The organism is Marinobacter sp. W-8 (assembly GCF_044342215.1).
Lineage (GTDB): Bacteria > Pseudomonadota > Gammaproteobacteria > Pseudomonadales > Oleiphilaceae > Marinobacter > Marinobacter nauticus.
On the sequence record NZ_CP172297.1, the window covers coordinates 2,936,419 to 2,957,664 of the forward strand.

The 21,246-nt window shown below is 57.7% G+C and carries 22 protein-coding genes; 10 read left to right on the plus strand and 12 right to left on the minus strand.

The features are described from left to right. Positions 1–3 precede the first annotated feature (3 nt). Positions 4–552, minus strand: a complete 549-nt coding sequence (gloA, locus tag ACF8YQ_RS13720; RefSeq protein WP_396621723.1) for a lactoylglutathione lyase — start codon at positions 550–552, stop codon at positions 4–6. A 154-nt stretch (positions 553–706) separates the two neighbouring features. On the opposite strand from gloA, the gene ACF8YQ_RS13725 reads away from it, so the two are divergent. The 5 genes from ACF8YQ_RS13725 (at position 707) to ACF8YQ_RS13745 (ending at position 6,953) form a co-directional block, all read left to right on the plus strand. Next, positions 707–1,363, plus strand: coding sequence for a GntR family transcriptional regulator (locus ACF8YQ_RS13725; protein WP_226596548.1), 657 nt, complete (start codon positions 707–709; stop codon positions 1,361–1,363). Positions 1,364–1,550: 187 nt separating this feature from the next. After that, positions 1,551–2,567, plus strand: coding sequence for a DUF6160 family protein (locus ACF8YQ_RS13730; protein ID WP_396621724.1), 1,017 nt, complete (start codon positions 1,551–1,553; stop codon positions 2,565–2,567). 64 nt (positions 2,568–2,631) lie between these two features. Next, on the plus strand, positions 2,632–3,690 hold the full coding sequence (locus tag ACF8YQ_RS13735; protein ID WP_396621725.1) for a YbhN family protein: 1,059 nt from the start codon (positions 2,632–2,634) through the stop codon (positions 3,688–3,690). Then, positions 3,687–5,918, plus strand: a complete 2,232-nt coding sequence (locus ACF8YQ_RS13740) for a glycosyltransferase (protein ID WP_396621726.1) — start codon at positions 3,687–3,689, stop codon at positions 5,916–5,918. Before ACF8YQ_RS13735 ends, ACF8YQ_RS13740 begins: the two co-directional genes overlap by 4 nt. Before the next feature lie 87 nt (positions 5,919–6,005). Continuing rightward, entirely contained in the window at positions 6,006–6,953 is a 948-nt protein-coding gene (locus tag ACF8YQ_RS13745; RefSeq protein WP_303293244.1) for a DUF523 and DUF1722 domain-containing protein, read from the plus strand. 66 nt (positions 6,954–7,019) lie between these two features. On the opposite strand, the gene ACF8YQ_RS13750 is transcribed toward ACF8YQ_RS13745, so the two are convergent. The 3 genes from ACF8YQ_RS13750 to ACF8YQ_RS13760 all read right to left on the minus strand — a co-directional run bounded on the left by ACF8YQ_RS13750 (position 7,020) and on the right by ACF8YQ_RS13760 (position 9,645). Continuing rightward, positions 7,020–7,751: a YdiY family protein gene (locus ACF8YQ_RS13750; protein WP_396621727.1), complete on the minus strand. Its 732-nt coding sequence runs from the start codon at positions 7,749–7,751 to the stop codon at positions 7,020–7,022. Positions 7,752–7,774: 23 nt separating this feature from the next. Next, positions 7,775–8,794, minus strand: coding sequence for a rhodanese-related sulfurtransferase (locus ACF8YQ_RS13755; protein WP_226596551.1), 1,020 nt, complete (start codon positions 8,792–8,794; stop codon positions 7,775–7,777). A gap of 122 nt (positions 8,795–8,916) precedes the next feature. Continuing rightward, positions 8,917–9,645 carry a DsbA family protein gene (locus ACF8YQ_RS13760; RefSeq protein WP_396621728.1) on the minus strand — a complete coding sequence of 243 codons (729 nt, stop codon included), beginning with the start codon at positions 9,643–9,645 and terminating at the stop codon, positions 8,917–8,919. A gap of 123 nt (positions 9,646–9,768) precedes the next feature. On the opposite strand from ACF8YQ_RS13760, the gene ACF8YQ_RS13765 reads away from it, so the two are divergent. Next, a complete protein-coding gene (locus ACF8YQ_RS13765) occupies positions 9,769–10,734 on the plus strand; it encodes an NAD(P)H-dependent flavin oxidoreductase (protein ID WP_396621729.1) in 966 nt (321 codons plus the stop codon). Here the strand turns inward: ACF8YQ_RS13765 and ACF8YQ_RS13770 are convergent. The 6 genes from ACF8YQ_RS13770 to ACF8YQ_RS13795 all read right to left on the minus strand — a co-directional run bounded on the left by ACF8YQ_RS13770 (position 10,717) and on the right by ACF8YQ_RS13795 (position 16,011). Continuing rightward, positions 10,717–11,310, minus strand: coding sequence for an ACP phosphodiesterase (locus tag ACF8YQ_RS13770; RefSeq protein ID WP_396621730.1), 594 nt, complete (start codon positions 11,308–11,310; stop codon positions 10,717–10,719). The two genes, ACF8YQ_RS13765 and ACF8YQ_RS13770, sit on opposite strands and share 18 nt — an antisense overlap. Before the next feature lie 3 nt (positions 11,311–11,313). Further along, a complete protein-coding gene (locus ACF8YQ_RS13775) occupies positions 11,314–12,819 on the minus strand; it encodes a DUF5666 domain-containing protein (RefSeq protein WP_396621731.1) in 1,506 nt (501 codons plus the stop codon). 39 nt (positions 12,820–12,858) lie between these two features. After that, entirely contained in the window at positions 12,859–13,254 is a 396-nt protein-coding gene (locus tag ACF8YQ_RS13780; protein ID WP_227499617.1) for a hypothetical protein, read from the minus strand. Positions 13,255–13,256: 2 nt separating this feature from the next. Next, entirely contained in the window at positions 13,257–14,102 is an 846-nt protein-coding gene (locus ACF8YQ_RS13785) for a DUF6502 family protein (RefSeq protein ID WP_396621732.1), read from the minus strand. Positions 14,103–14,180: 78 nt separating this feature from the next. Next, positions 14,181–15,611: a DUF5666 domain-containing protein gene (locus ACF8YQ_RS13790; RefSeq protein WP_396621733.1), complete on the minus strand. Its 1,431-nt coding sequence runs from the start codon at positions 15,609–15,611 to the stop codon at positions 14,181–14,183. Between the two features lie 169 nt (positions 15,612–15,780). After that, the gene (locus ACF8YQ_RS13795) at positions 15,781–16,011 is read right to left on the minus strand and encodes a hypothetical protein (protein ID WP_396621734.1); all 231 of its coding nucleotides are present in this window, start codon (positions 16,009–16,011) and stop codon (positions 15,781–15,783) included. A gap of 287 nt (positions 16,012–16,298) precedes the next feature. Here ACF8YQ_RS13795 and ACF8YQ_RS13800 point away from each other — a divergent pair, with 287 nt between their 5' ends. Then, complete coding sequence (locus ACF8YQ_RS13800) at positions 16,299–16,475, plus strand: DUF6435 family protein (protein WP_011786463.1); 177 nt, start codon at positions 16,299–16,301, stop codon at positions 16,473–16,475. Between the two features lie 33 nt (positions 16,476–16,508). Here the strand turns inward: ACF8YQ_RS13800 and ACF8YQ_RS13805 are convergent, their stop codons facing one another. Then, positions 16,509–16,853, minus strand: coding sequence for a chaperone modulator CbpM (locus ACF8YQ_RS13805; RefSeq protein ID WP_396621735.1), 345 nt, complete (start codon positions 16,851–16,853; stop codon positions 16,509–16,511). An 11-nt stretch (positions 16,854–16,864) separates the two neighbouring features. Next, on the minus strand, positions 16,865–17,821 hold the full coding sequence (locus ACF8YQ_RS13810) for a DnaJ C-terminal domain-containing protein (protein ID WP_396621736.1): 957 nt from the start codon (positions 17,819–17,821) through the stop codon (positions 16,865–16,867). A 255-nt stretch (positions 17,822–18,076) separates the two neighbouring features. Here ACF8YQ_RS13810 and ACF8YQ_RS13815 point away from each other — a divergent pair, with 255 nt between their 5' ends. The 3 genes from ACF8YQ_RS13815 (at position 18,077) to ACF8YQ_RS13825 (ending at position 21,238) form a co-directional block, all read left to right on the plus strand. Beyond that, entirely contained in the window at positions 18,077–18,850 is a 774-nt protein-coding gene (locus ACF8YQ_RS13815) for an SGNH/GDSL hydrolase family protein (RefSeq protein WP_227664333.1), read from the plus strand. Between the two features lie 69 nt (positions 18,851–18,919). Continuing rightward, complete coding sequence (locus ACF8YQ_RS13820) at positions 18,920–19,942, plus strand: hypothetical protein (RefSeq protein WP_396621737.1); 1,023 nt, start codon at positions 18,920–18,922, stop codon at positions 19,940–19,942. A 165-nt stretch (positions 19,943–20,107) separates the two neighbouring features. Further along, the gene (locus ACF8YQ_RS13825; RefSeq protein WP_396623309.1) at positions 20,108–21,238 is read left to right on the plus strand and encodes an MFS transporter; all 1,131 of its coding nucleotides are present in this window, start codon (positions 20,108–20,110) and stop codon (positions 21,236–21,238) included. Positions 21,239–21,246: the final 8 nt, after the last annotated feature.

Consider the following 21,246-nt stretch of genomic DNA (forward strand, 5'->3'; position numbering starts at 1 on the left):
TGATCAGCTGTCCTTGCGCTGTTTCTCCAGCATGTCTGGCTGCAGGATTTCAATCCAGTAGCCGTCCGGGTCTTTGATAAAGGCCAGGCCTTTCATTTTGCCGTCGTCCGGCTTTTTCACGAATTCCACGCCCAGCTTTTCAAAGCGCTCACAGGCAGCGTAGACATCGGGCACGGCAATGCCGATGTGGCCGAAGCCCTGGGGCTCATCGTTGCCGTTGTGGTAGGCAAAGTCGACATCGTCTTCGGTGCCCCAGTTATGGGTGAGCTCCAGCATCGCTTCCCGGCCGAAGGTGTAGGTGGTGCGGTGGCCATCATCGTTTGGCACAAACTGAGCCTGCTTGTCGTCCAGGTAGCCCAGGAAGTAGAGCGTGAACTTCATTTCCGGGAAATCCAGCTTGCGAACCAGGCGCATGCCCAGTACCCGGGTGTAGAAGTCCATGGAACGCTCGGGCTCCTTGATGCGCATCATGGTCTGGTTAAAGACATAGCCTTCGGTTTCGGGAACGGGGTCATCGTACAGGCCCGGGGCCTGCTCAAAATGCTTGGGCATGTTGGTTTCCCTTATGTTTGGAGGATTCAAGCCATATACCTGCGTGCTGCACGGGCAGATTTCAAGGTAATGACCGGCATTACTCCGGCTGTGCTACACTCCCGCCGTTCCAAGTTTGTCTAACAACCCGACAGTGAGCAGACCGAGCCCCCCTATGGACTTTCAGGTGCCCAATACTCTGGCAGAACAGATTGCCAACTTCCTGGCCGAGCGCATCATGACCGGGCAGATCCGCCCCGGAGAGCGTATTCAGGAAGCTACACTGGCCTCGGAACTGAAAGTGAGCCGGGCATCCGTGAAAGAGGCACTCTATACCCTGGAGCGGTGGCACCTTGTGGAAATCACACCAAGGAAAGGGGCTTCTGCAACCCAGCTGAATGCCGAATACGCCTCGGAGCTCTACGACGTCTATATGCATTTGCTGATGATGCTGGCCTCACGCCTGTGCGAGCGCTGGCAGGAGGCTGACAAAGACCGTTTACTGGTGGCGGTATCGCAGGTGGTCGAACGGATAAAAGAACCCCAACCCGACATCACCCGGGTGGTGGAAGCCAGCTTTAACGTGATGGAAGCTTGCTGCCAGGTCGTCGCCAACCCCTACCTGACCGAAGCGCTGTCCAACTTCAAACCTGCCGTGAGCCGAGCCTATTACCTGGGGGCAGACCGCTACCGCAAGGGCCTCGCAACCACCAGCACGTTTTTCTCGGAGTTGCCGCAGGCGGTGTTGGCGAGGGATTCGACCAAAGCCACTGAGCTGATCCGGGGCTTCGCCGAACATCAGAAAAACCTCATCCGCCAGGCACTGGATTGAAACACCGGTCACGACTGTTCAGGTTGTGACCAGCCTCACAGATCACCCCCGCCTTCAGGCTTAAAGTAACAATGTGTAACTTTTAACGACCGCAGCTCTGGTTGTGTTGTCCCTGCGGCTGATCAGCACACGTCAGGTGTTCTGAAGCAATCAATAACAACAAATCGTCGAACGAACCGGGGCCAACATGTCTTTTCTCATTCCTGAGGCCAGAAAATCCCTCGCCTGCCTGAGTCTGATGGCCGGCGCCTCATTAGCCGTGCCTGCCATGGCCGAATTCCAGCCGCTGGATGACACAACCCTGGCGGGTGTGACTGGCCAGGCCGGTGTAACCATTGAACTGGAAACCAAACTCAATATTGATCACCTGATCTGGACCGATGAAGGCTCTCTGGGGATCAACGGCCTGAGATTGTCCGGCCAGAACGATACCGTGCTGGACAACATGAAGCTGACGATTGATATCGCGGGCAGTGGCGAGATTCTGGAACACGGTTTCTCCGAGATAGCACGCCGCGCCAACGCCGGTCTGCTCGATACCAGTAATCCCGATGTCGCGGACGCGCTGGCGAAATACTCGGTTGGCGGCAGTTTCGGCAAACAGTTCGACAACGGCGACCTGGTGATCCATCTGGGGGCCAGCGATTACGGCGACCCCACCAGCCTGACCGACTATCTGCAGGCGGTAGATTTCGAACTGGCCATCGACAGCATCACCACCACCGGCAGTGAAGGCAGCTCCAGTCTGTTCTCAAACATCCTGCTGCAGGGCTACATCGGCCCCACCGATCTGGTTATCCGCAATAACGGCGGCGCCACGCGCACCCTGGCCAATGGCAACGTGGTGTCCGGCTCCGAACTGCAGCTCGATACCCATTTCGAAATCAGCAACGGTAGCCTGAACTGGGACGCAGCCGACGTGATCCTGCTGTTCAACTTCGCCGCCGTTGGCATTGAAGGGCTACAGATTCATAACCGCCGTGGCGCGGATACCATGGGGCACTTTGGTATGGCCCATGCCAAGGCTAACCTGTCCCGGGGCACCAGTGCCGCTTCTGGCAAAGAAGGCCTTTCTGTACACGATGTGGAATTCCGGGCTGATATCGACATGCCGGTATTCCGCATGGGTGACACCAGCATCGGCTCGGTTCAGTTCACAGACTTTGCCATCACCAACACCAATCTGATGGTTTACGGTCACTAAGCCGAACTGGACAAGCACTGCCCTGCACAGGGTACACTGCCCGCCACCAACAGACGGGCAGAGCATGACCAACAGCACTGACAGCAACTACCAGAAACGGACTTCCTGGCGACGGCTTACGGCCTTCGCCCTGTTGTTCCTGGTCATGACCGGCGCCGGCCTGTATGCGGTCTACGACCGCTTCGCCGGCCGCAGTTTCCAGTTCGACGATCGCCTGCTTTCTCCCACTTTGCTGTTGCCGGTCGCGGCCCTGCTGCTGATCTACTTCATGGCCGATGGTCTGCGCCTGCACTACACCCTCAAGGCGCTGGGGCACCGGCTGCCGTTGCGCAAGATCTTCCGGCTGGTGTTCATTAATCTGTTTTTCTCCAACGTAACCCCCATGGCCACCGGGGGCGGGTTTGCCCAGATCTGGTATCTCACCCGCCATGGGGTGCCCGTGGCCCGCGCTACGGCGGCCACCACTATCCGCACGGTACTCGCGGTGGCGTTCATTTTCTCACTGACACCGGTCTTTCTATTGAGCCTGGAGGCCCTGGACGGCGGCATCTGGTCGTCCGGTATCGGCACCGCACTGGCGGTGTTTGTGTCGCTCTATCTGGGATTCTTCGCCGTGCTGCTGTTCCGGACACGCTGGATGATCCTGCCGTTGAGCGCTCTTGTCGCAGGCCTGCGCAAGGCACATCTGATCAACCACCGCCGGCACGACCGCTGGCAGTTCAAATTACGGCGGGAAATGCTGCGGTTTGCCCTGTGTTTCAGCGAATACCTCCGTGGCGCGCCACGGGACGTACTGCTGTCGGTAGTGTTCACCGCCGTGTTCCTGCTCAGCCTGTTCAGTTTTCCCGCCCTGCTGATTCACGGCCTGGGCTATGAGGTGGATTACCTGACCACTCTGGGCTTGCTGGTGGTAACCACCTTCATCATGTATTTCTCCCCCACCCCCGGGGCCTCTGGCATATCGGAAGGCGTGTTCGGCAGTTTCTTCCAGGATATCCTGTCGGGCAATCACCTGGTGCTGGTCACTATTGCCTGGCGTTTTCTCACTATCTACCTGGGCATGCTCATCGGTTTGCTGGTGATGCAGAGGGAACTGATCAAAAGCCACCGGAGGCCGGAATGATCCGTCGTAACCCGCTTAAACTGCTGTTCTATCTGTGCCTGGCCATTGTGGTGGCGCTGGTGGGCTACAAGGTGTACCTGAATTTCTTCAAACAGGACTTTGAGGCCCTGCACAGCGAGCAGGTTGAACGCATCCACCAACGCACTCCGCCAGGCTCCGGTATCCGTTTTGCGGTGGTGGGCAACATCAACAATTCCGTGGGCATCTTCGAGCGCCGGTTTATCCCGACCCTGAATCAGGCCGGTGTGGACTTTCTGGTGTCGTCCGGCAATGCCGTGAGCGGCGGTGGCGAGGATAAATACCGGGCACTGTATGGCACCCTGAGCCACCTGGACATTCCCTATCTGCTCACCTTCGGCCCACACGAATACGAGAATTTTGGCAGTTTCCGGTTTTATGATCATTTCGGGCCCCATTTCTACAGTGTGCGGGCCGGTAATACCCGGCTGATCTTCCTGGACAGCACCGGGAAAACGCCCTGGCGCTGGCAGATTCGCTGGCTCCGGGATCTTCTGGCCCACGACACCAGCAACGCGCACATCCTGTTTATTGGCCACCCGCTTCTGCAACCGGAAACCCCAGCCCTGTTCGACGATGAAGACGACTACCTGCAACCTCCCGCCTTCCGGGAGGAGTTGCTGCAGCTGATTCGGGAGCAAGGCATCGACCTGGTGTTTTCGGCTAACCTGTCGCTCTTTGACGAGCAGGTGGTGGATGGCACGCCCTTCATCACCACCGGGGGTGCCGGCGGGCTGGTGCTGAATACGGAGGATAGCTTCTACCACTACGTGGACGTGCAGGTCTCTCAAGACGGCAAAGTCAGCTATCAGATGGAGCGTCTGGAAGTGGGCCAGCATCCGGTCTGGAAGCGCCTGGAAAGCTTGTGGTTCTTTGTGTATTCCCTGTTCTACACCGGCTATCTGAACTTCATCCTGATCGTCTCGGTGTTTGTGGCACTGACCATCAAGCTTTACCAGGTCATCTTCATCGGCAAAGATTACTATCCGGATTACGACCTGGACCCCACCCCGTGGCTCGAAAAGCCGTTGCGGGTCACCATGTTCACCAACAACTATCTGCCTTTCATCGGCGGGGTGCCGATTTCCATTGCACGGCTGCGCCGGGGGCTGGAACATCTAGGGGACAGTACCCAGATTGTCGCGCCCCGGTATCGTGACCAGCCGGACCGGGAAGACGCCGTGGTGCGGGTGCCCTCGTTGCTGGCCATGGGCGAGAAGCGGGAATTCCGCCTGGCCAATATTTTCCTGGCCCGTATACGCAAGCAGGTTCGGGCCTTCCGGCCGGATGTGATTCATCTGCATCATCCGTTCTGGCTCGGCAGCCTGGGGCTGTTTATGGCCCGCCAGCTTCGTATTCCGGCCATCTACACCTACCACACCCGGCTGGAGCACTACGCTCACTTTGTGCCCCTGCCCGGGATGCTGTTCCGGAACCTGATTTCCCACGCGCTGATCAAACGCTTTGCCAACCGCTGCGATGGCGTGATCGTGCCGACCTACTCCACCGAGGAATACCTGCGGATGATCGGGGTGACCACGCCCACCTTCGTCCAGCCCACCGGTATCGAGTACGAACGCTTCCAGGCCGTGGAGCCCGCAGACGTGGAGGCACTCCGGAAAAAACTGGGGCTGAGCAACGAAAAGGTCTTTATCAGCGTGGCCCGGCTTTCCAACGAGAAGAACATCGACTTCATGATCGAAGCCATCGACCGGCTGCGGCAGGAAAGCGACGTGCCATTCCGGTTCCTGATGATTGGCGATGGCCACCAGCGGGACCGGCTGCAGAAGAAGATTGACAGCCTGGAGCTGGGCTCTCACTTCACCCTGGTGGGCGCGGTTCAGCCAGAGGAGATGGCGCTCTGGTACAACCTTGGCGATGCCTTCCTGTTTGCTTCCAAATCCGAGACCCAGGGCATGGTGATTCTGGAAGCCATGTCTGCCGGGCTGCCGGTGGTAGCGGTTCGCTCCAGTGGCATTGAAGACGTGGTTCGGGACGGCCTGAACGGCTACAAGACTCCGGAAAACCAGGCCCGCTGGATTGAGAAAGCCCAACGGCTGCTTGAGGACGACAAACTGCGCACCGAGCTGTCGGACAAAGCCCGGGCCTTTGCCGAGGATTATTCCATCGAGCAATTTGCCCGGGATGTCCGGGGCATTTACGCGACCAGCCTGGCTGCCCGCGAGAAACGCAACAAAACGTCTTCATGAGCACTTTGGGTGCATTGCTCTGATCGGTTTACACTGAATCAACGTAAGCGGTATCAGTAACGTCACTTTTGTGTATTGGAGAAGCCTGTGAGCGGTATACCGGTTGGCATCAGCACTTGCCTGTTGGGCAAGGAAGTTCGGCACGACGGCGGCCACAAACACTCCCGCTACTGCACCCAGGTGCTGGCAAAGCACTTCGAGTTCCGCTCTATCTGTCCGGAACTTGAAGCCGGCCTTGGCGTTCCCCGCCCCGCCATTCATCTGCGTGAGCATGAAGACGGTCTTCATCTGGTGGAAAGCAAGGGCAGCAAAGACCACACCGAAGGCATGCAGAACTTCATTGCCGAGGTACTTCCCTCGCTGGCCAACCTGCGCGGCTACATCCTGATGGCGAAATCACCCAGTTGCGGTATGGAACGCATCAAGATTCACAACGCCGAAGGCAGTTTCATGCACAGGGATGGCCGCGGTATGTTCGCCGAGGCGCTGATGAAAGCCTACCCGCTGATGCCGGTGGAAGAGGAAGGCCGCCTGCACGATGACATGCTGCGGGAAAACTTCATTGAACGGGTATTTGCCTACGACGACTGGATGCAGAACGTGGCAGGCGAAAACCTGACCAAGCAGGCGCTGATTGATTTCCACACCCGCCACAAGTTCACGCTGCTGGCCCATTCAGAAAAGATCTACCGGCAACTGGGCCCGATGCTGGGCCACCTCAAATCCGAACCTCTGGAACAGATTGCCGACCGCTACATCCATCAGTTCATGGAAGCCATGACCCAACGGGTAAGCCGTGGCTCGCATGTGAATGCCATGCAGCATCTGCTGGGTTTTCTGAAAGAAGGCATGTCGGCCGAGGAAAAAACCGTGCTGCTGGAGCAGATCGAAGCCTACCGGCGTGGTGAGATACCTCTGGTGGTGCCCATGACGCTGCTGCGCCTGGCCCAACGCAAGGAACCGGTAGACTACCTCCACTCCCAGAAATACCTGACGCCCTACCCGGACGAACTGGGCCTGAGAAACAACGTGTAACCCCAAAAACAAACGGGGCAGAGGATTATTCCCCTGCCCCGTTTTTGTTTGTGGCTACCGGGTGTGTCAGAACCCGTACAGCAAAGACAACGAGGTTTCTGTGTCAGTCTTTTCAGTACCGGCGGGCGCATCGGATACATGCTTTACCCGGAACGCCGCTTTCATCGACAGCGACCCCACGATACTGGTCTGCAGGGCCGTTTCGGACTGGCTGATGGTGTTGTTCTCATCCAGTCCGATTTCGGTACTGAGCTTCTGCCGGAACAGGGCGGTGTCCGATAAGGCGTAGTCGAAATGGGCGGCTAATCTTGCGATCGCTTCCTTCTCGGCGTCGTCGCCATCGTCATTCACTTCTTCAAGCTTGTTATACCGATAACCCAGGCCTCCAGAAAGGTCGAGGAACGATCGCTCCCCCACCTGCCAGACTCGGTTTCCGTAACCAGTGCTCAAGGTAGACTCGAAGTCGTAACCGGAGAAACGATCGTCTTCCCAGGAACCTCTGACAAACCAGTATTGTTGCTCATCGAACTTGTAGTCGGATTCCAGCGCAGCCTGATACTCCTCTGCCGTGGTTTCTTCATCGGCTTCAGTGTACCGGGAACTGAACTCGCCGGTATTCCGCCACATCGTTGTCTCATGTTTGAGAGCCAGCCGACCATTCACCTTGGTTTCTTCGGTGTTGCCAGAGGTCAGCAAAATGCCAAGTTCAGCTTCACCTTCGACGTTGCCGCTTTCCTGGGCCCAGACCACGGGGGCCACCACCAGGCAGGCAACCGCCAGGGGTTTTCTGATCAACATACTATCTCCTTACTCAGGGGCTGTTAATTCACAGCAGACTTACGCTGCTTTTCCCCCTCCAGACTCCTGCGCGCCTGTGCTTCCCGTTCGGCCTTCTTGCGGGCCTTTCGCTCAGCAATAATGCGTGCGGCCTCGCCGCCGACGTGTTCTTCTCCCCGCTCTCGGGCCAGGCGCATCTGGCGCTCACGCTCCTTGAAACGGGCTTTCTGTTCTTCGGTCAGGCTGTCGATGCACTGGTGGCAACTGACACCCTGTTCGTATTCCGGGCGCTGCTTGTCGGCCTCGGTAATAGGCCGACGACAGGCGTGGCACTGGTCGTATTCGCCACGTTCCAGGTTGTGATTCACCGTTACCCGATCGTCAAATACGAAACACTCACCCTGCCACAGACTCTGCTCCTGGGGAACCTCTTCCAGGTACTTCAGGATGCCGCCCTTGAGGTGATACACCTCTTCGAAGCCCTGCTCTTTCAGATAAGCCGTAGACTTCTCGCAGCGGATACCGCCGGTGCAGAACATGGCGACTTTCTTGTGCTTCTGCGGGTCGAGGTTCTGCTTCACATAGTCGGGAAACTCGCGGAAGGTGTCAGTGGCCGGATTGACGGCGTTTTTGAAAGTGCCGATCTCGACTTCGTACTGGTTACGGGTGTCGACCAGGACAACGTCCGGATCAGAGATCAGGTCGTTCCATTGTTGCGGCTCCACGTAGGTGCCGACAATCCGCTTGGGATCGATGCCATCGACGCCCATGGTGACGATTTCTTTCTTGAGTTTGACCTTGGTGCGTTTGAACGGCTGGATATCAACGAACGATTCTTTGTAGTCGATGCCGTTGAAGCGGTCGTCTTTGCCAATCCACGCTTTCACAGCGTCGATGCCTTCTCGGCTGCCGGCGATGGTTCCGTTGATGCCTTCGCGGGCCAGCAGCAGGGTGCCGTGCACGCCTTTTTCCAGCATCAGGTTCAGCAAGGGCTGGCGTAGATCTTTGTAATCATTGAGGACTGCGAACTTGTAGAGTGCGCAGACGACGATTTCGTTGCTCATGGTTTTCTCCTGCGGGCCGGATCGTAAATCCGGAGCATGATTTGATATTTGTCACGGCCGGTGGGCGCGAGGGGGCAAAGTTTAATCAACCCGGCCCCCGATGCAAGTTGCGGATGGCCGCATTACTCCGCTTTGGCCAACTCCCGTTCTACAACCGCCGACAACTGGCCCCAGCCGGGCCGGGTCAACTGGATGTTGTCGACCATGACCGTGGGTGTGCTGGCGACCCGGAGCTGGACAGCCACTTTCAGGCTCTGTTCGACAGCTTCCCGGTGCAATTCGGTTTCCATGCAACGACGGAAGCGGCGTTCTTCCAGGCCGAGCTCATTGGCGTAGCGGGTGAAGGTGGCCGTCGGATCGTTGGAACCACTCCAGTCGATCTGGGAACCGTAAAGTTTGTCGTGCATGGCCCAGTACTGGTCCTGATCACCCGCGCAACGGGCGGCCAGGGCGGCGGGTATGGCGTTCTGGTGCTGGCGCAGTGGCAAATCGAAATAGACGAAGCGGACTTTGCCGGTTTCCACATATTCCTTCTTCAGGCGCTGGCTGGCTTCGGCGAAGCGGGCGCAGGCCGGGCACTGGTAGTCGGCGAACTCGCGGACGACAACCGGAGCATCTTCGCTGCCAACGGCAATGCCGTACTGGTCAACAATGGCCGGGAATTCGTCGGCGTTAGGGGCCGCCACGGGGAGTGTGTCTGAGCTGGGTGCTGGTGGTTTGGTGACGAAGTACAGGCCAGCGATGACGGCCACCCCGATCACCAGAGACAGGACGATGATCAGTGATTTTCGGCCCTGCGTGTTGCGTGGCGACGGGGCGCCGGTCTGTTTGCGTCGTTTTGCTTCACCCATGACGGGCTCCTTGTCTGGAGGTTGATTGCATACTATCTCAGAAAACCGGTTTCACGGCTCAGTGGGAACAGGCTAAGATCCCCCATAGCTTGAGAAAGTTCCAATAAAAATCAAGGACTCAACATGCCAATTCCTGCACAACTCAACAATGCACTTCGTCTTCCATTGATTGCCGCCCCCATGTTTCTGATTTCCTCTCCCCGCCTGGCCCTTGCCTGTTGCAAAGCCGGCATCGTGGGCAGCTTTCCAGCCCTGAACCAGCGCAGCAGTGAGGGTTTCGAGCAGTGGCTGATACAGATGAATGACGAGCTGGCGCAATGGCAGGCGCAGCAACCAAGCGCGACAACCGCGCCCTATGCCGTGAATCTGGTGGTTCACCGCACCAACCCGCGCTGGCAAGCGGATCTTGAGCTATGCGTAAAGCATCAGGTGCCAATTGTCATTACCTCCCTGGGCGCGGCCAGTCAGGTGGTGGAAGCCGTGCACAGTTACGGCGGGCTGGTATTCCACGATGTCACCAATCAGAAACACGCCCGCAAAGCGGCAGAAGCCGGGGTGGATGGCATCATTGCGGTCAGCGCCGGAGCCGGTGGCCATGCCGGTACCACCAATCCGTTTGTGCTGGTGCATGAAATCCGTGAGGTATTCGATGGCACCATTTTGCTGGCCGGCGGTTTGTCGCACGGAGAGGATCTGTTGGCAGCCCAGGCATTGGGGGCGGATCTGGCCTATATGGGGACACGGTTTATCAATACCGAGGAATCGGAAGCGGAAGATGCCTATCGGAACATGATCATCGAAGCCGTATCAGCGGATATCATCCATACCCCGGCGGTGTCCGGTGTACCGGCCAGTTTTATGCGCCAGAGTCTGGAAGCCGCGGGCTTTGATATGCAGAAGCTGAACCAGGCCGGCGATGTGAATTACGGCGAGAAGCTCAAGCCCTTGGACGATGAGGCCAAAGCGTGGAAGACCGTCTGGTCCGCCGGTCAGGGTGTGAGTCAGATTAACGATGTGTTGTCGGTTGAAGCATTGGTTCAGCGTCTGGAAGCGGAGTATCAGCAGGCCCGTTCACGCCTGATGGGATGATTCCGGAAAGCGGTTGGCGAAGGCCTGAAGTTCCGGGAAGAAGGCCAGAAAATGGCCTTCCAGTTCGGCTTCGTTGGCGCGAATTTCGTCGATGATGCCGGCAAACCGGTTGGCAAAGCGGATTCGGCTGGCCACGCGATCGAGAGCATAGCCGATGTTGTCCAGATCCTGATAGGCGCCAAACCAGTCATGCTCGACCATGCGACGGGTCACCACCGCCATGTTCTCGGGCATCAGCGCCTGGTGGTTTTGCAGTTCCTGGTATACGGTCCGGATAAAGGTATCTTTGTCCCAGTCACTGAACTGTTCCCAGTGCCGGAGCAGGAAGTGGTCGTAGAGGATATCCAGGGCCACGCCGGCAAAGCGCCGGCGCTCCCTTGAGAACAGGCTTTTACTGGCCAGCACCTGCGGATGCTGATCGGTGAATACATCAACCGCCAGGTGGTGCCGCACGCCTGCAAGCACCGGCGACGGCACATGATCCCAGTCCAGTCCCCGGGTGAAATCCCCGAGGATACTGCCCACTCTCGCCTCCGGTGAGTCCGGTGCGAGGAAGGTGTGGGCGAGGTGGTTCATGGCTCAGTCTTCGCTTTCCAGTTCGATTTCATCGGCCACGAAGTTGCCCGGTGTTGGCTCACGATACTCTACTTCAAGTACCGGCCGCTGCCCGGCATCGAAGGCATCAATCAACTCGTCGCGGCTGGTGCCTTCAAACTGGGTATCTATCGTGGTTTGCACATCAATTCCCAGTACCGTGAACACAGTCCCCTGCACGTGCGTGAGCTGACCCTGGCTTTCATATTCACGATCCGCCGCTGGCCCATTGTCTTCCTCATTGCGCTCAACCTTTATCGCTTCAAGCACAACGCCAGAGCCGGACTGCCGCTCAATCCCTTCCACTTCCAACTGATAACTGCCGTTCAGGTCCGCCAGTTTCAGACGCAGATCGCTGTCATCGTCGGTGATGATCGTCCGTGGCGTGAGCTGCACCAACACACCACCAACCCGGAAGGTCTGGTCGTTGAAGTTGAGCGTGTTGACGTCGAGGACACCGTCTACTGACGCGTTGCCCTCCCGAGCTTCAATTTCTTCAGCCAGTACGGAGCCATTGTCCTGGAAATCCCCCTCAACCTGTATCAGCATGCCGGCAGTCAGATCCGAGGCCGACAAGCCATCATCAAACTCGGTGTTATCGTCGACAAAGACAATCAGGCCGTTGATGTGGAAGGATCGGTCCGATGCGTTGTAGTCGGTGCTCACGGGGCCTGAGAACTCAATGTCATTGCCGGAGCCCCGACGGTAGCGACGGGTTTCGCCTTCGTCGATTTCCCGGGCAATCAATACGCCATTGGAGATCGTACCTTCGGCCTCCACCAGCAGAAGATCCGCCAGATCGGCTTCCGTCAGCGACCCGGCGAACGCGCTGTCAGTGTACGAGACCAACTGCCCGTTAATGCTGAACTGATTCAGATTCAGCTGCAATGAACCCTCGTCGATGCGGCCTTCAATCTCTACGTTGGTTTCATCCTGCGTCATCAAACCAATGTGGCTTGCCCGGTACCGACCGTTGGGGTCCGGCTCACGCCAGCCACTGATGCGCACGAAAGCGCCGTCTGCCAGGGTTTCAAGCGCAATGTCCTTGAACACCGTCTGCTGGTCGGCAACCACAGTCTGCTCATAGATGGTGAACTGCACCGATTCGACCATACCGTCGGCATCCAGGGTCTGAGTCCGATTGTCCACACGCCCACGGAAGGTATCGTCGTACTCGACCGACTCCGCATTCCCCCGGCCATCAACCCGCCACTCGCCTTCGATCCTCAGGATCATGCCTTCCTGTAACTGGTCTTCACGCTCAATGCCGTCATCACTGCTGACGCGACCATCCGTCTCAAACTTCACGCCATTGACGAAGACGCTACCGAAACCGGAAACCGGCCCAACGCTGGAGCCAGTGCCTCGGATGCCGCCGTCGGCAACGTCGACTCCACCACCGCCACCGCCGCCGCAGGCACTCAACACGCCGAGTGCGATCGGTGCGGCGGCCAGTTTCAGCATTCTGTGAAGCGTTACTGCTCTGAACATTGTTCTCTCCTGCAGGCCATCCGGGCCCGCCACTGATTGTCAGCTGTCGTTGTGGCGTCGTCGTAGCTTGTCGATGTCAACAAAATCATCGTAATTGCCCAGGCTCAGTGAACCGGTAGCACCCCAGGGAGCATAAGCGCTTCTCTTTAACAGAACGTGACCGCTCTCCAGGGTTTCCACAATGCCCTTTCGAAGCAGTTCCGCAAGCACGACAGAAGGCACCAGGTTTGGGTTGGCGATTTGCACCAGGTCAACAAAGGAATGGGGTTCATGGGGCGTTGCAAGCACCACCTTCGGGTGTTTCTGCTCATCCAGGAAATGCTCGGAACTCAGCCAGTATCTCACCACCTGACGGGCACCCGGCGAAAGCAGCATGCTGACCAGTTCGGTGGTTTGCCAGCGCGGGGGTTGTCCGGTCGGGACATTAAGAGCCATTATCATTCGTCTCCGCTCTTGTTCGTCTGAACCGGCTCTTCAAAATAGAAAATGCTGACGCCGGTCCGTACCGATTCGCCGCCCTCCTGGCCGGATACTCCCCGGTCGTGAGGCCCTAACCAGCTGTCCAGATCTTCCAGCAGGGCCTGGGACTGCCTTGCGGCTTGTTCACGCCACGCAGCGATCACCTCTGGTGGTATTTCATTATAGGTCAGGGTGCGCTGGAACAGCGGCTCACGCCCGACATCCCGACTCACCAGATTGTGATCAATAGTGGCTACAAGATCAGATACGTCCTCTCCGAAGATCTGGAGCATTTCTTCGCTGTCTCCGGCCGGCACATACGCCCGCTGTTTCAGGATCAGGAACCCAGTATCCGGCTCAACCGCGACTACCCCCACCCGCTGGAGCTCATCCAGTACCGCTCTGGGAGTCATATCGCCACTGTATTTTCGAACCAGCTCACTGAAGCTCCCGGCGCCCTCGAATGCCAGCACCGCGGGCTGTCCATTCGCAGCCTGATAGGTCTCATCGTGCCCCCATCCGGACACCACACGCGAAGCGCGATTTGCATGAGAGGTTCGTTCACTGACCGGGCTTTGCCCCGCCAATATCTCTCGTTGTTTTCGCACTTCTTTGCGGGTAAGGCCTGTCATCACTGCCGCTCTGGAATCGGTTGGTTTGCGGCGCCCGTCAGAGAAATCCTCCAACGCAGCCTCCACATACGCCCTTTTCACCAGCTCAGAGAACTCGCCGAACGGAACGCCATTGCGCAACAGCAGTCTGGCCATCGGGCGCAAAATGCGGAACAGCGCTTGGTGCAGGGGATTGGATTTGGCATCAGTCATGTTTGGGATTGTATTCCCATCTTGCCCCGGAAAACCAGACACAGGTTGCGGTATCCCCGCAACCTGTGTCCTTCAACCTCAGTTTTCGGGGTTTGCGTTCAACACATACTCTCCGCCGTTGGTCTGGTCGTACTCAACCTCGGCTTCATCACCAACCTGAAGACCCGCAACGCTGAAGCCATTCAGCAGGATTTCAAGATTCATCACCGTCACCGACGTATCGGAAATGGCATCAATTCTGGCCTCCAGCTCAAAGTTATCATCTTCGTCGCTGTCTTCCCGCTCAATGGTGAAGGCTTCAAGGTGATCAGTACGCTGACGACCTTCAACCTCAACATAGTCCCCAACGCTGAAGGCGTTGATGTCATCAACACGATTACGCAGGTCGTTATCGCTGTCATCGTCGTCGATCAGGGTATTTGCGGTGAGTTGAACGCGAACGCCACTGACCACCAGCAATTCACTGTCCAGATCGATCTGCTGGATGATGCCGTCCAGTTCCGCATCGCCTTCCCGGCCTTCCACTTCTTCTGCCAGCAGAGTGTTGTTGCGGAAATCACCCTCGACTTTCACGAACACGCCATCCTGAAGGCTGCCCTCGCTGATGTCGTCAAACTCAGTCTCAGCATTCAGCTGAACCAGCACGCCATTAATCCGAAAGGTGCGGGCAGACGCATCGAAATCGTAGATATCACCGGAAATTTCAACGTCATCGTTGTCGTCAAACAGGTCGTCCTCATCATCAATTTCCTCGGCAAGCAGGACATCGCCGTCTGCGTTGAGCTGACCTTCCACCTCAACCGCAAGCCCGTTCTCCAGTTGGTCCAGACTGAAGTCGTCATCCGCGACTGCGCTGGTGTAATCCACTGTGAAACCGTTGATGGTGAAGGTCTGCAACTGCGCATCCAGGTTCTGGACCACGCCTTCAAGTTCAGCTTCATTCACATCGTCAAAATCCGAGCCCAGCAGACGCGCACCCACGAAGCTGGCCCGGAAACTGCCGTCATCCAGCCGCCAGCCGCTTACCCGAACCCGATAGTTGGCAGGCGCGGCCGCAAGCTCAACCGGTGTGGCTCCGCGGAATACCGTCTGGTTGTTAAGCACAACCACCTGCCCCAGCAACTCCAGCTGACCGGTGCTGGCGGTGGCATCCCAGGTTGCCGCAACCAGTGGTCCCCTCAGGGTATCGTCATAGAACACAGCGTCGGCCTGGCCCTGGCCCCGCTCGTCCCAGTCACCTTTGATTTTCAGCACCATGCCTTTTTCAAGCTGGCCCTCACGTTCGATGCCGTCGTCACTGCTAACGCTGCCATCGGTCGCAAACCGGGTTCCGTTGACATACACGCTACCAAAACCGGTCACCGCACCAACGCTGGTGCCCTCGGCATTGCCACTCGCACCCACTGAACCGGAGGAGCCGGAGCCACCGCCACCACAGGCGGCCAGACCGCCGGCCAAGGTACCAACCAGAACCAACTTGATCGCTTTTGAAAGTCCGTTGCGCTTCATCTTCCTTCTCCCGACTGATTTGACAGAATCCGGCGCATTTTTCATCGCCACAATAATTGGGATATTTTTCCCAAACAATTAAATGGGAAAATAATCCCAAATTTTCAATTTGTCCAGTCAGGAAAGATGAAAATTTCGTGAATCGTTTCTGGAAACGTGTCCGGGTCTGCTAGACCCGGAACTGGGATGCCTTTGTTTGCAGGGCCGACAGGGTGCTTGCTATTTCACCGCTGGCCTCGTCCGATTGCGTTATGGAATCAACGGTTTCCCGTGAGGAATCGGCAATTTCACGCACGCTGACGCTGACTTCGCTGGTGTGCCCACTCTGATCTTCCGCCACCCCGGAGATCTCAAGGACCCGCTGCTGAAGGCTGGCCAGAGTGCGTACTTCATCAGCCACCACCGCAAACCCTCGACCTGTATCAGGCCAGCGACCAGAAGCACAATGAACACCGGCCGCAACAGACGACTGGTCACGAGGCGTTTGAAAAAGCGTATGGACATAGGGACTCCGCTAGTGTTCGCGCGCAAAGCATCCTGCACACCGACAGCCAGCTCCCTGCCGAGTTTCTGTCTTTATGTATAGCAAAAGGCGGGCCTATGTGGGCAGCAATCCAGGTTCTGGAGTGAACTACGCCGGCCCGACAGCGTATATGCTGGAACATTGAACAAGAGGAGAAGCCAGCCATGCTGGGATTTCTGAAGGGCGACCCGAAGAAAAAACTGCAGAAAGCCTATGAGGAAAAGCTCGCCAAGGCGCTGCATGCACAGCGTAATGGCGATTTGCGTAGTCACGGCACGCTGATGGAGGAGGCGGAAAAGATTTACGCCGAAATACAGGCACTGGAAAAGTCCGGGCGCTGAAACAGGCGTTCAGCCCCCGGGACAATAATACGCCTACTCGCCCATCAGTTGACGAATGCGCTGGTTCAGACGGCCCACCTCCCGCCGCATGTCCTGAACTTCATCCAGCAGCTCCAGCGACATGGCCAGCCCGGGCAGGTTGAGTTTCAGGTCCCGCTGCAGGCGCAGCGCTTTCTGCAGGCGGTTCAGGGCGGCCACATCAAATTGCCACTGGCGCATTTCCGGCACCTCGTCCAGGGGCGAAATAACCCCATAATTCACCAGTTTGATCACAAACTCCGCATGGCAGTCCCCGCGTTCGCAGATTTCCCGAAGTGAGAAGGTGCTGCCATCGGCATCGGTGACTTCCAGCATCAGAATCCGGTCTTTGCTCGTCATGTTCGCCTCCCTCACACGTGCAGCTTGCTGCGCGGATTAAAGCCTTTCTCCAGCTCAGCCAGCTTCTCGTAGAGTGCTTCAGCTTCCGCCGTGTGCTGTTCCGGCATGGCCACTTGCAGTACCACAATCTGGTCGCCCGGATGTTTACCCGGGAATCCCTTGCCCTTGAGCCGGAGCTTGCGCCCGCTGGTGGCCCCCTTGGGCACCTTCACATTCACCTTTCCGCTCACCGTTGGTACTGTGACCGTCGCACCCAGGGCCGCCTCCCACGGGGAGATTGGCACAGTAACCAGCACATCCCGGCCCTCAATGCTGAAGTGCGGGTGGGGCGCCAGTTCCACTTCGATAAACAGATCGCCAGGCTCACCTCCACCAATGCCGGGTGCGCCCTGGCCCTTCAGCCGGATATGCTGCCCTTCGCGCATGCCTGCGGGAATTTTTACTTTCAGGGTTTTCTGGCGCGGTATCAGGCGGCCATGTTCATCCGGTTCATGAACCGTGAACGACACCTGTTTCTCGCAGCCGTTAAAGGCCTCTTCAAGAAACAGGGCCAGCCGGGCATGCACATCTTCGCCTCGCATTTTCATGCTCTGGCGAAAACCGCCACCAAAGCCTCCACGCCGGCCACCGCCGAAGATTTCCTCAAAAAAATCACTGAACTGGCGAGCGTCGGCCTCGGTGTATCCTCCACCGCCAAAGCCCGAGGCACTCTGCCAGCCCGGTGGCGGCTGGAATGAGCCATCGGAGCGGGCACCGTACTTGCGCAACTGGTCGTACTCGGCCCGTTTTTCGGGGTCTTTCAACACTTCATACGCTTCGCCCACATCTTTAAAACGGTCGCTCGCATCGGCCTCTTTGCTGACATCCGGGTGATATTTCCGCGCCAGCTTACGGTAAGCCTTCTTGATTTCCTCGGGCGTGGCAGACTCACTCACACCGAGGACGGCGTAATAGTCTTTGAAATCCATGGCGCTCCTCGCATCTGAGCAAATAGGTTTCTCTGATTACCTATATTTGACGCTGATGGAAAAAATACAAGCCAGTGCTGACCACCACTTGAGACAGGTCAAGAACTGAGAGGCGGTTCACAATGACCGACTGATGGCCGGATCTGACAACTCCGAAGCCTATTCTCCCATTCTGCAAACTAGCGCCCATGGACGATATTGAAAGGGCAGTACCCATAGACGGACCGTCTATCCCTTACACAAGGAGTTCAAACAATGACAATTAATGAACACCGTTCGTTCCTGCCCGATTTCCTGGGCAAAACCCTCAAGCCAGCCATGGCACTTGGCGCGGCCCTGCTATTTACCGGCTGCAGTGAACTCGGCTATCTGCTCAGTAACGACAAGGTGACCGACGCCGATAACGACCAGGTCGTTTTCGTTGGCGATTCCATCTTTGCCCTCTCCGGTGAAATCCAGAATCAGCTGGAGGCCAAAGCCGGCGAAACCTTCCGGCGCTACACGGTCTCCGGTGCAGAGCTGTCCGGAGAGCTGATTGCCCCGTCCATTCCCAATCAGTTCCGGGAAGCAGTTACCGATAACCCGGATATCAAAACCATTGTGGGTGATGCCGGCGGGAATGACATTCTGATTCCTGCGATTGCCTTCAACTCCAACAACTGCAAGACACCCTGGTGGCGCTTCGGGCGTCTGAGCCAGCAATGCCGGGATTTCATCGATGATATCTATGTGGAAGGCGTCGATTTCCTGAACGAGATGGCGGAAGCCGGTGTTCAGAACGGCATTCTGACCGGCTACTACTACACCAAGAACGGCCTGTTCCGGCTGGATGATATGAAAGAGGCGGTGGACTACGGCAATGCCACACTGGCCCGGGCCTGTGAAAACTCGGTACTGGACTGCACGTTTGTGGATCCGCGCTGGGTAATCAACGACCGCGATATCATCTTTGATGGTATCCACCCGGCGGATAGCGGTTCGAAAAAGATCGCTGATCTGATCTGGCCGAAACTGCAACCGCTTCTCTAAGCGCCCTAGTGTCCCGGCCGGAAAACGGCCGGGACCACATTCTGCAAGACCACTGGCAGGACAGCTGCAATGAAACCACTCAACTCCGTATTGGCGCTCGGTGCCATGGCTTTACTGGTTGCCGGCGGTGTTCATTACTGGCCCGAGTCATCAAAGACAACGGCCAGTCAGGTACACGACAGCTCCGCGCCTTCACATGCAGCCGCGACGCCCACCGCCGAGCCAACCCAAAGCGGCGACCAACGCGCTGTCGAACTGGCCGTTCAGTACCTGGAGCTTTATGGCGACACCATCACCGAGCCGGCCACCCAGGCACGTCTGTATAACGAACGCCGAAACCTGTTGGCGCGTTACCCGGATTCCGGTAACGAACTTTTCCAGTCCGCCATCACCACGGCATTTCCAGAACTGGCCGACAGCATTTTCGCGTTATTGGCCAAGCTGGACCTGTACAACCGGTGGCTCGACAATCACGAGCTTCGTTTACAGGGGTTGCCGGACATGGAACGCTACGCCGAGCTCTGGCAGCAACGCGAAGCGATTTTCGGCCCCCTGGCAAGCCAGATCTGGGCCGAGGAGCAGAACCCGGTGGAAGCCAAATCGGACCAGTTCCAGCAGACTCTGGCGCAGCTGGACCAGGCCAACCAGATGCCACTGACCGAACTGGCTCACCAGCTACAGACCACCGCAGACGAACTCTATGGTGCCGATCTGGCCCGGCAACTGGCGGGTTCCGGTGCGACCGGCCACGCCCTGTTCTCCATGGAGAGCGTTCAACAGCAACTCGCCAGCCTGCCTGCAGACAAACGCCAGCAAGCCATCAACGCTTTGCGCCGCCAGATAGGCTACTCCGAAGAGGCCGTTCGCCAGTTGGCCGAGGAAGACCAGCGCCGGGAGGAAAAATGGCAGAAAGGCAAAGCTTATATGGCCGAAAGACGCGCCCTGGAGACGCGCCTGAACCGCGATCAACTGGAGGCCGCGTTAACGGATCTTCGCCAGGAACATTTCGGGTTTTCTGCTCCGACCATCGAACGGGAAGAGGACGAGGGCTTTTTCCGGTTTGAGCGCGAACGCCGCTACGGCTTGAATTAGCAAGCTAACGTCCATCCTCATAATCGCTTATAGCCGCTAGAGCACCCAACCCTGACAATGGCGGGCTTTCTCTTCCCTGATTGGATCAAGGAGATCAGATTGAGCGCCGCCAACCAACTCCCCGAATCCAGCCCTCCTACCTGGCTGATCGTCTTTGCGCTGGCGATGGGCGGCTTTGGTATCGGTACCGGTGAATTCGCCATTATGGGGTTGATGCCCAATGTCGCTCAGGATCTCGGCGTTTCTGAGCCGCAGGTAGGCCACCTTATCTCCACCTATGCACTGGGCGTGGTGGTCGGTGCGCCCATTCTGGCCATTCTCGGCGCGCAACTGTTCCGGCGGCAGCTGCTCATTCTACTGATGTCCTTCTACGCGCTGGGCAACCTGGCCAGTGCCCTGGCCAGCAATTACGAATCCCTGCTGGTTTTCCGGTTTATCGCCGGACTGCCCCATGGCGCCTACTTCGGTGTTGCTGCGCTGGTGGCAGCCTCGCTGGTGCCAGTACACAAGCGGGCCAAGGCGGTGAGCCAGATCATGATGGGGCTGACCCTTGCACTGCTGATAGGCAACCCCCTGGCCACGGTGATGGGGCAATCCATGGACTGGCGCTACGCCTTTGGTTTTGTTGGCCTGGTGTCGTTACTCACCGTAGTGCTGGTTACCCTGTTCCTGCCAAAAAATCCACAGGAACAAAGGCATAGCCCGTTAAGCGAAGTCCGCGCCTTTAATAAACCACAAATCTGGTTTGCGCTGGCCATTGGCGCTATCGGCTTCGCAGGCATGTTCGCGGTGTTCAGTTACCTTGCCCCGACGCTGCTGGAAGTCACTCGAGTGGATGCTGCCTGGATTCCGGTGGCCCTGGTGGTGTTCGGGATGGGCGGTTTTGTGGGCAACCTGCTTGGTGGCTGGCTGTTTGACCGTCTGCAATTCCGTGCCGTTGGCGTGATCCTGGTGTTCAGCGCCATGATTCTGAGCGTCTTTCCGTCTGCCACAGGCTCATTGCCCGTGTTACTCGTAGTCTGCTTCCTGACCGCTTTAATGGTGGCCCTGGGCCCGGCGCTGCAAACCCACCTGATGGATGTGGCAACCGGCGCCCAGACTCTGGCGGCTGCCTCCCATCACGCCGCATTCAATCTTGCCAATGCCCTGGGCCCATGGATGGGCGGGCTGGCCATTACCGCCGGCTTCGGCTGGCAATCCACGGGCTACGTAGGGGCTGCAACCGCCGTGGCCGGGCTGATAATTTTCCTGGTTGCCTGGCGCCGGCCTGAGCCAGTGCCTGAGGCATCAACCTGACGCAAGAT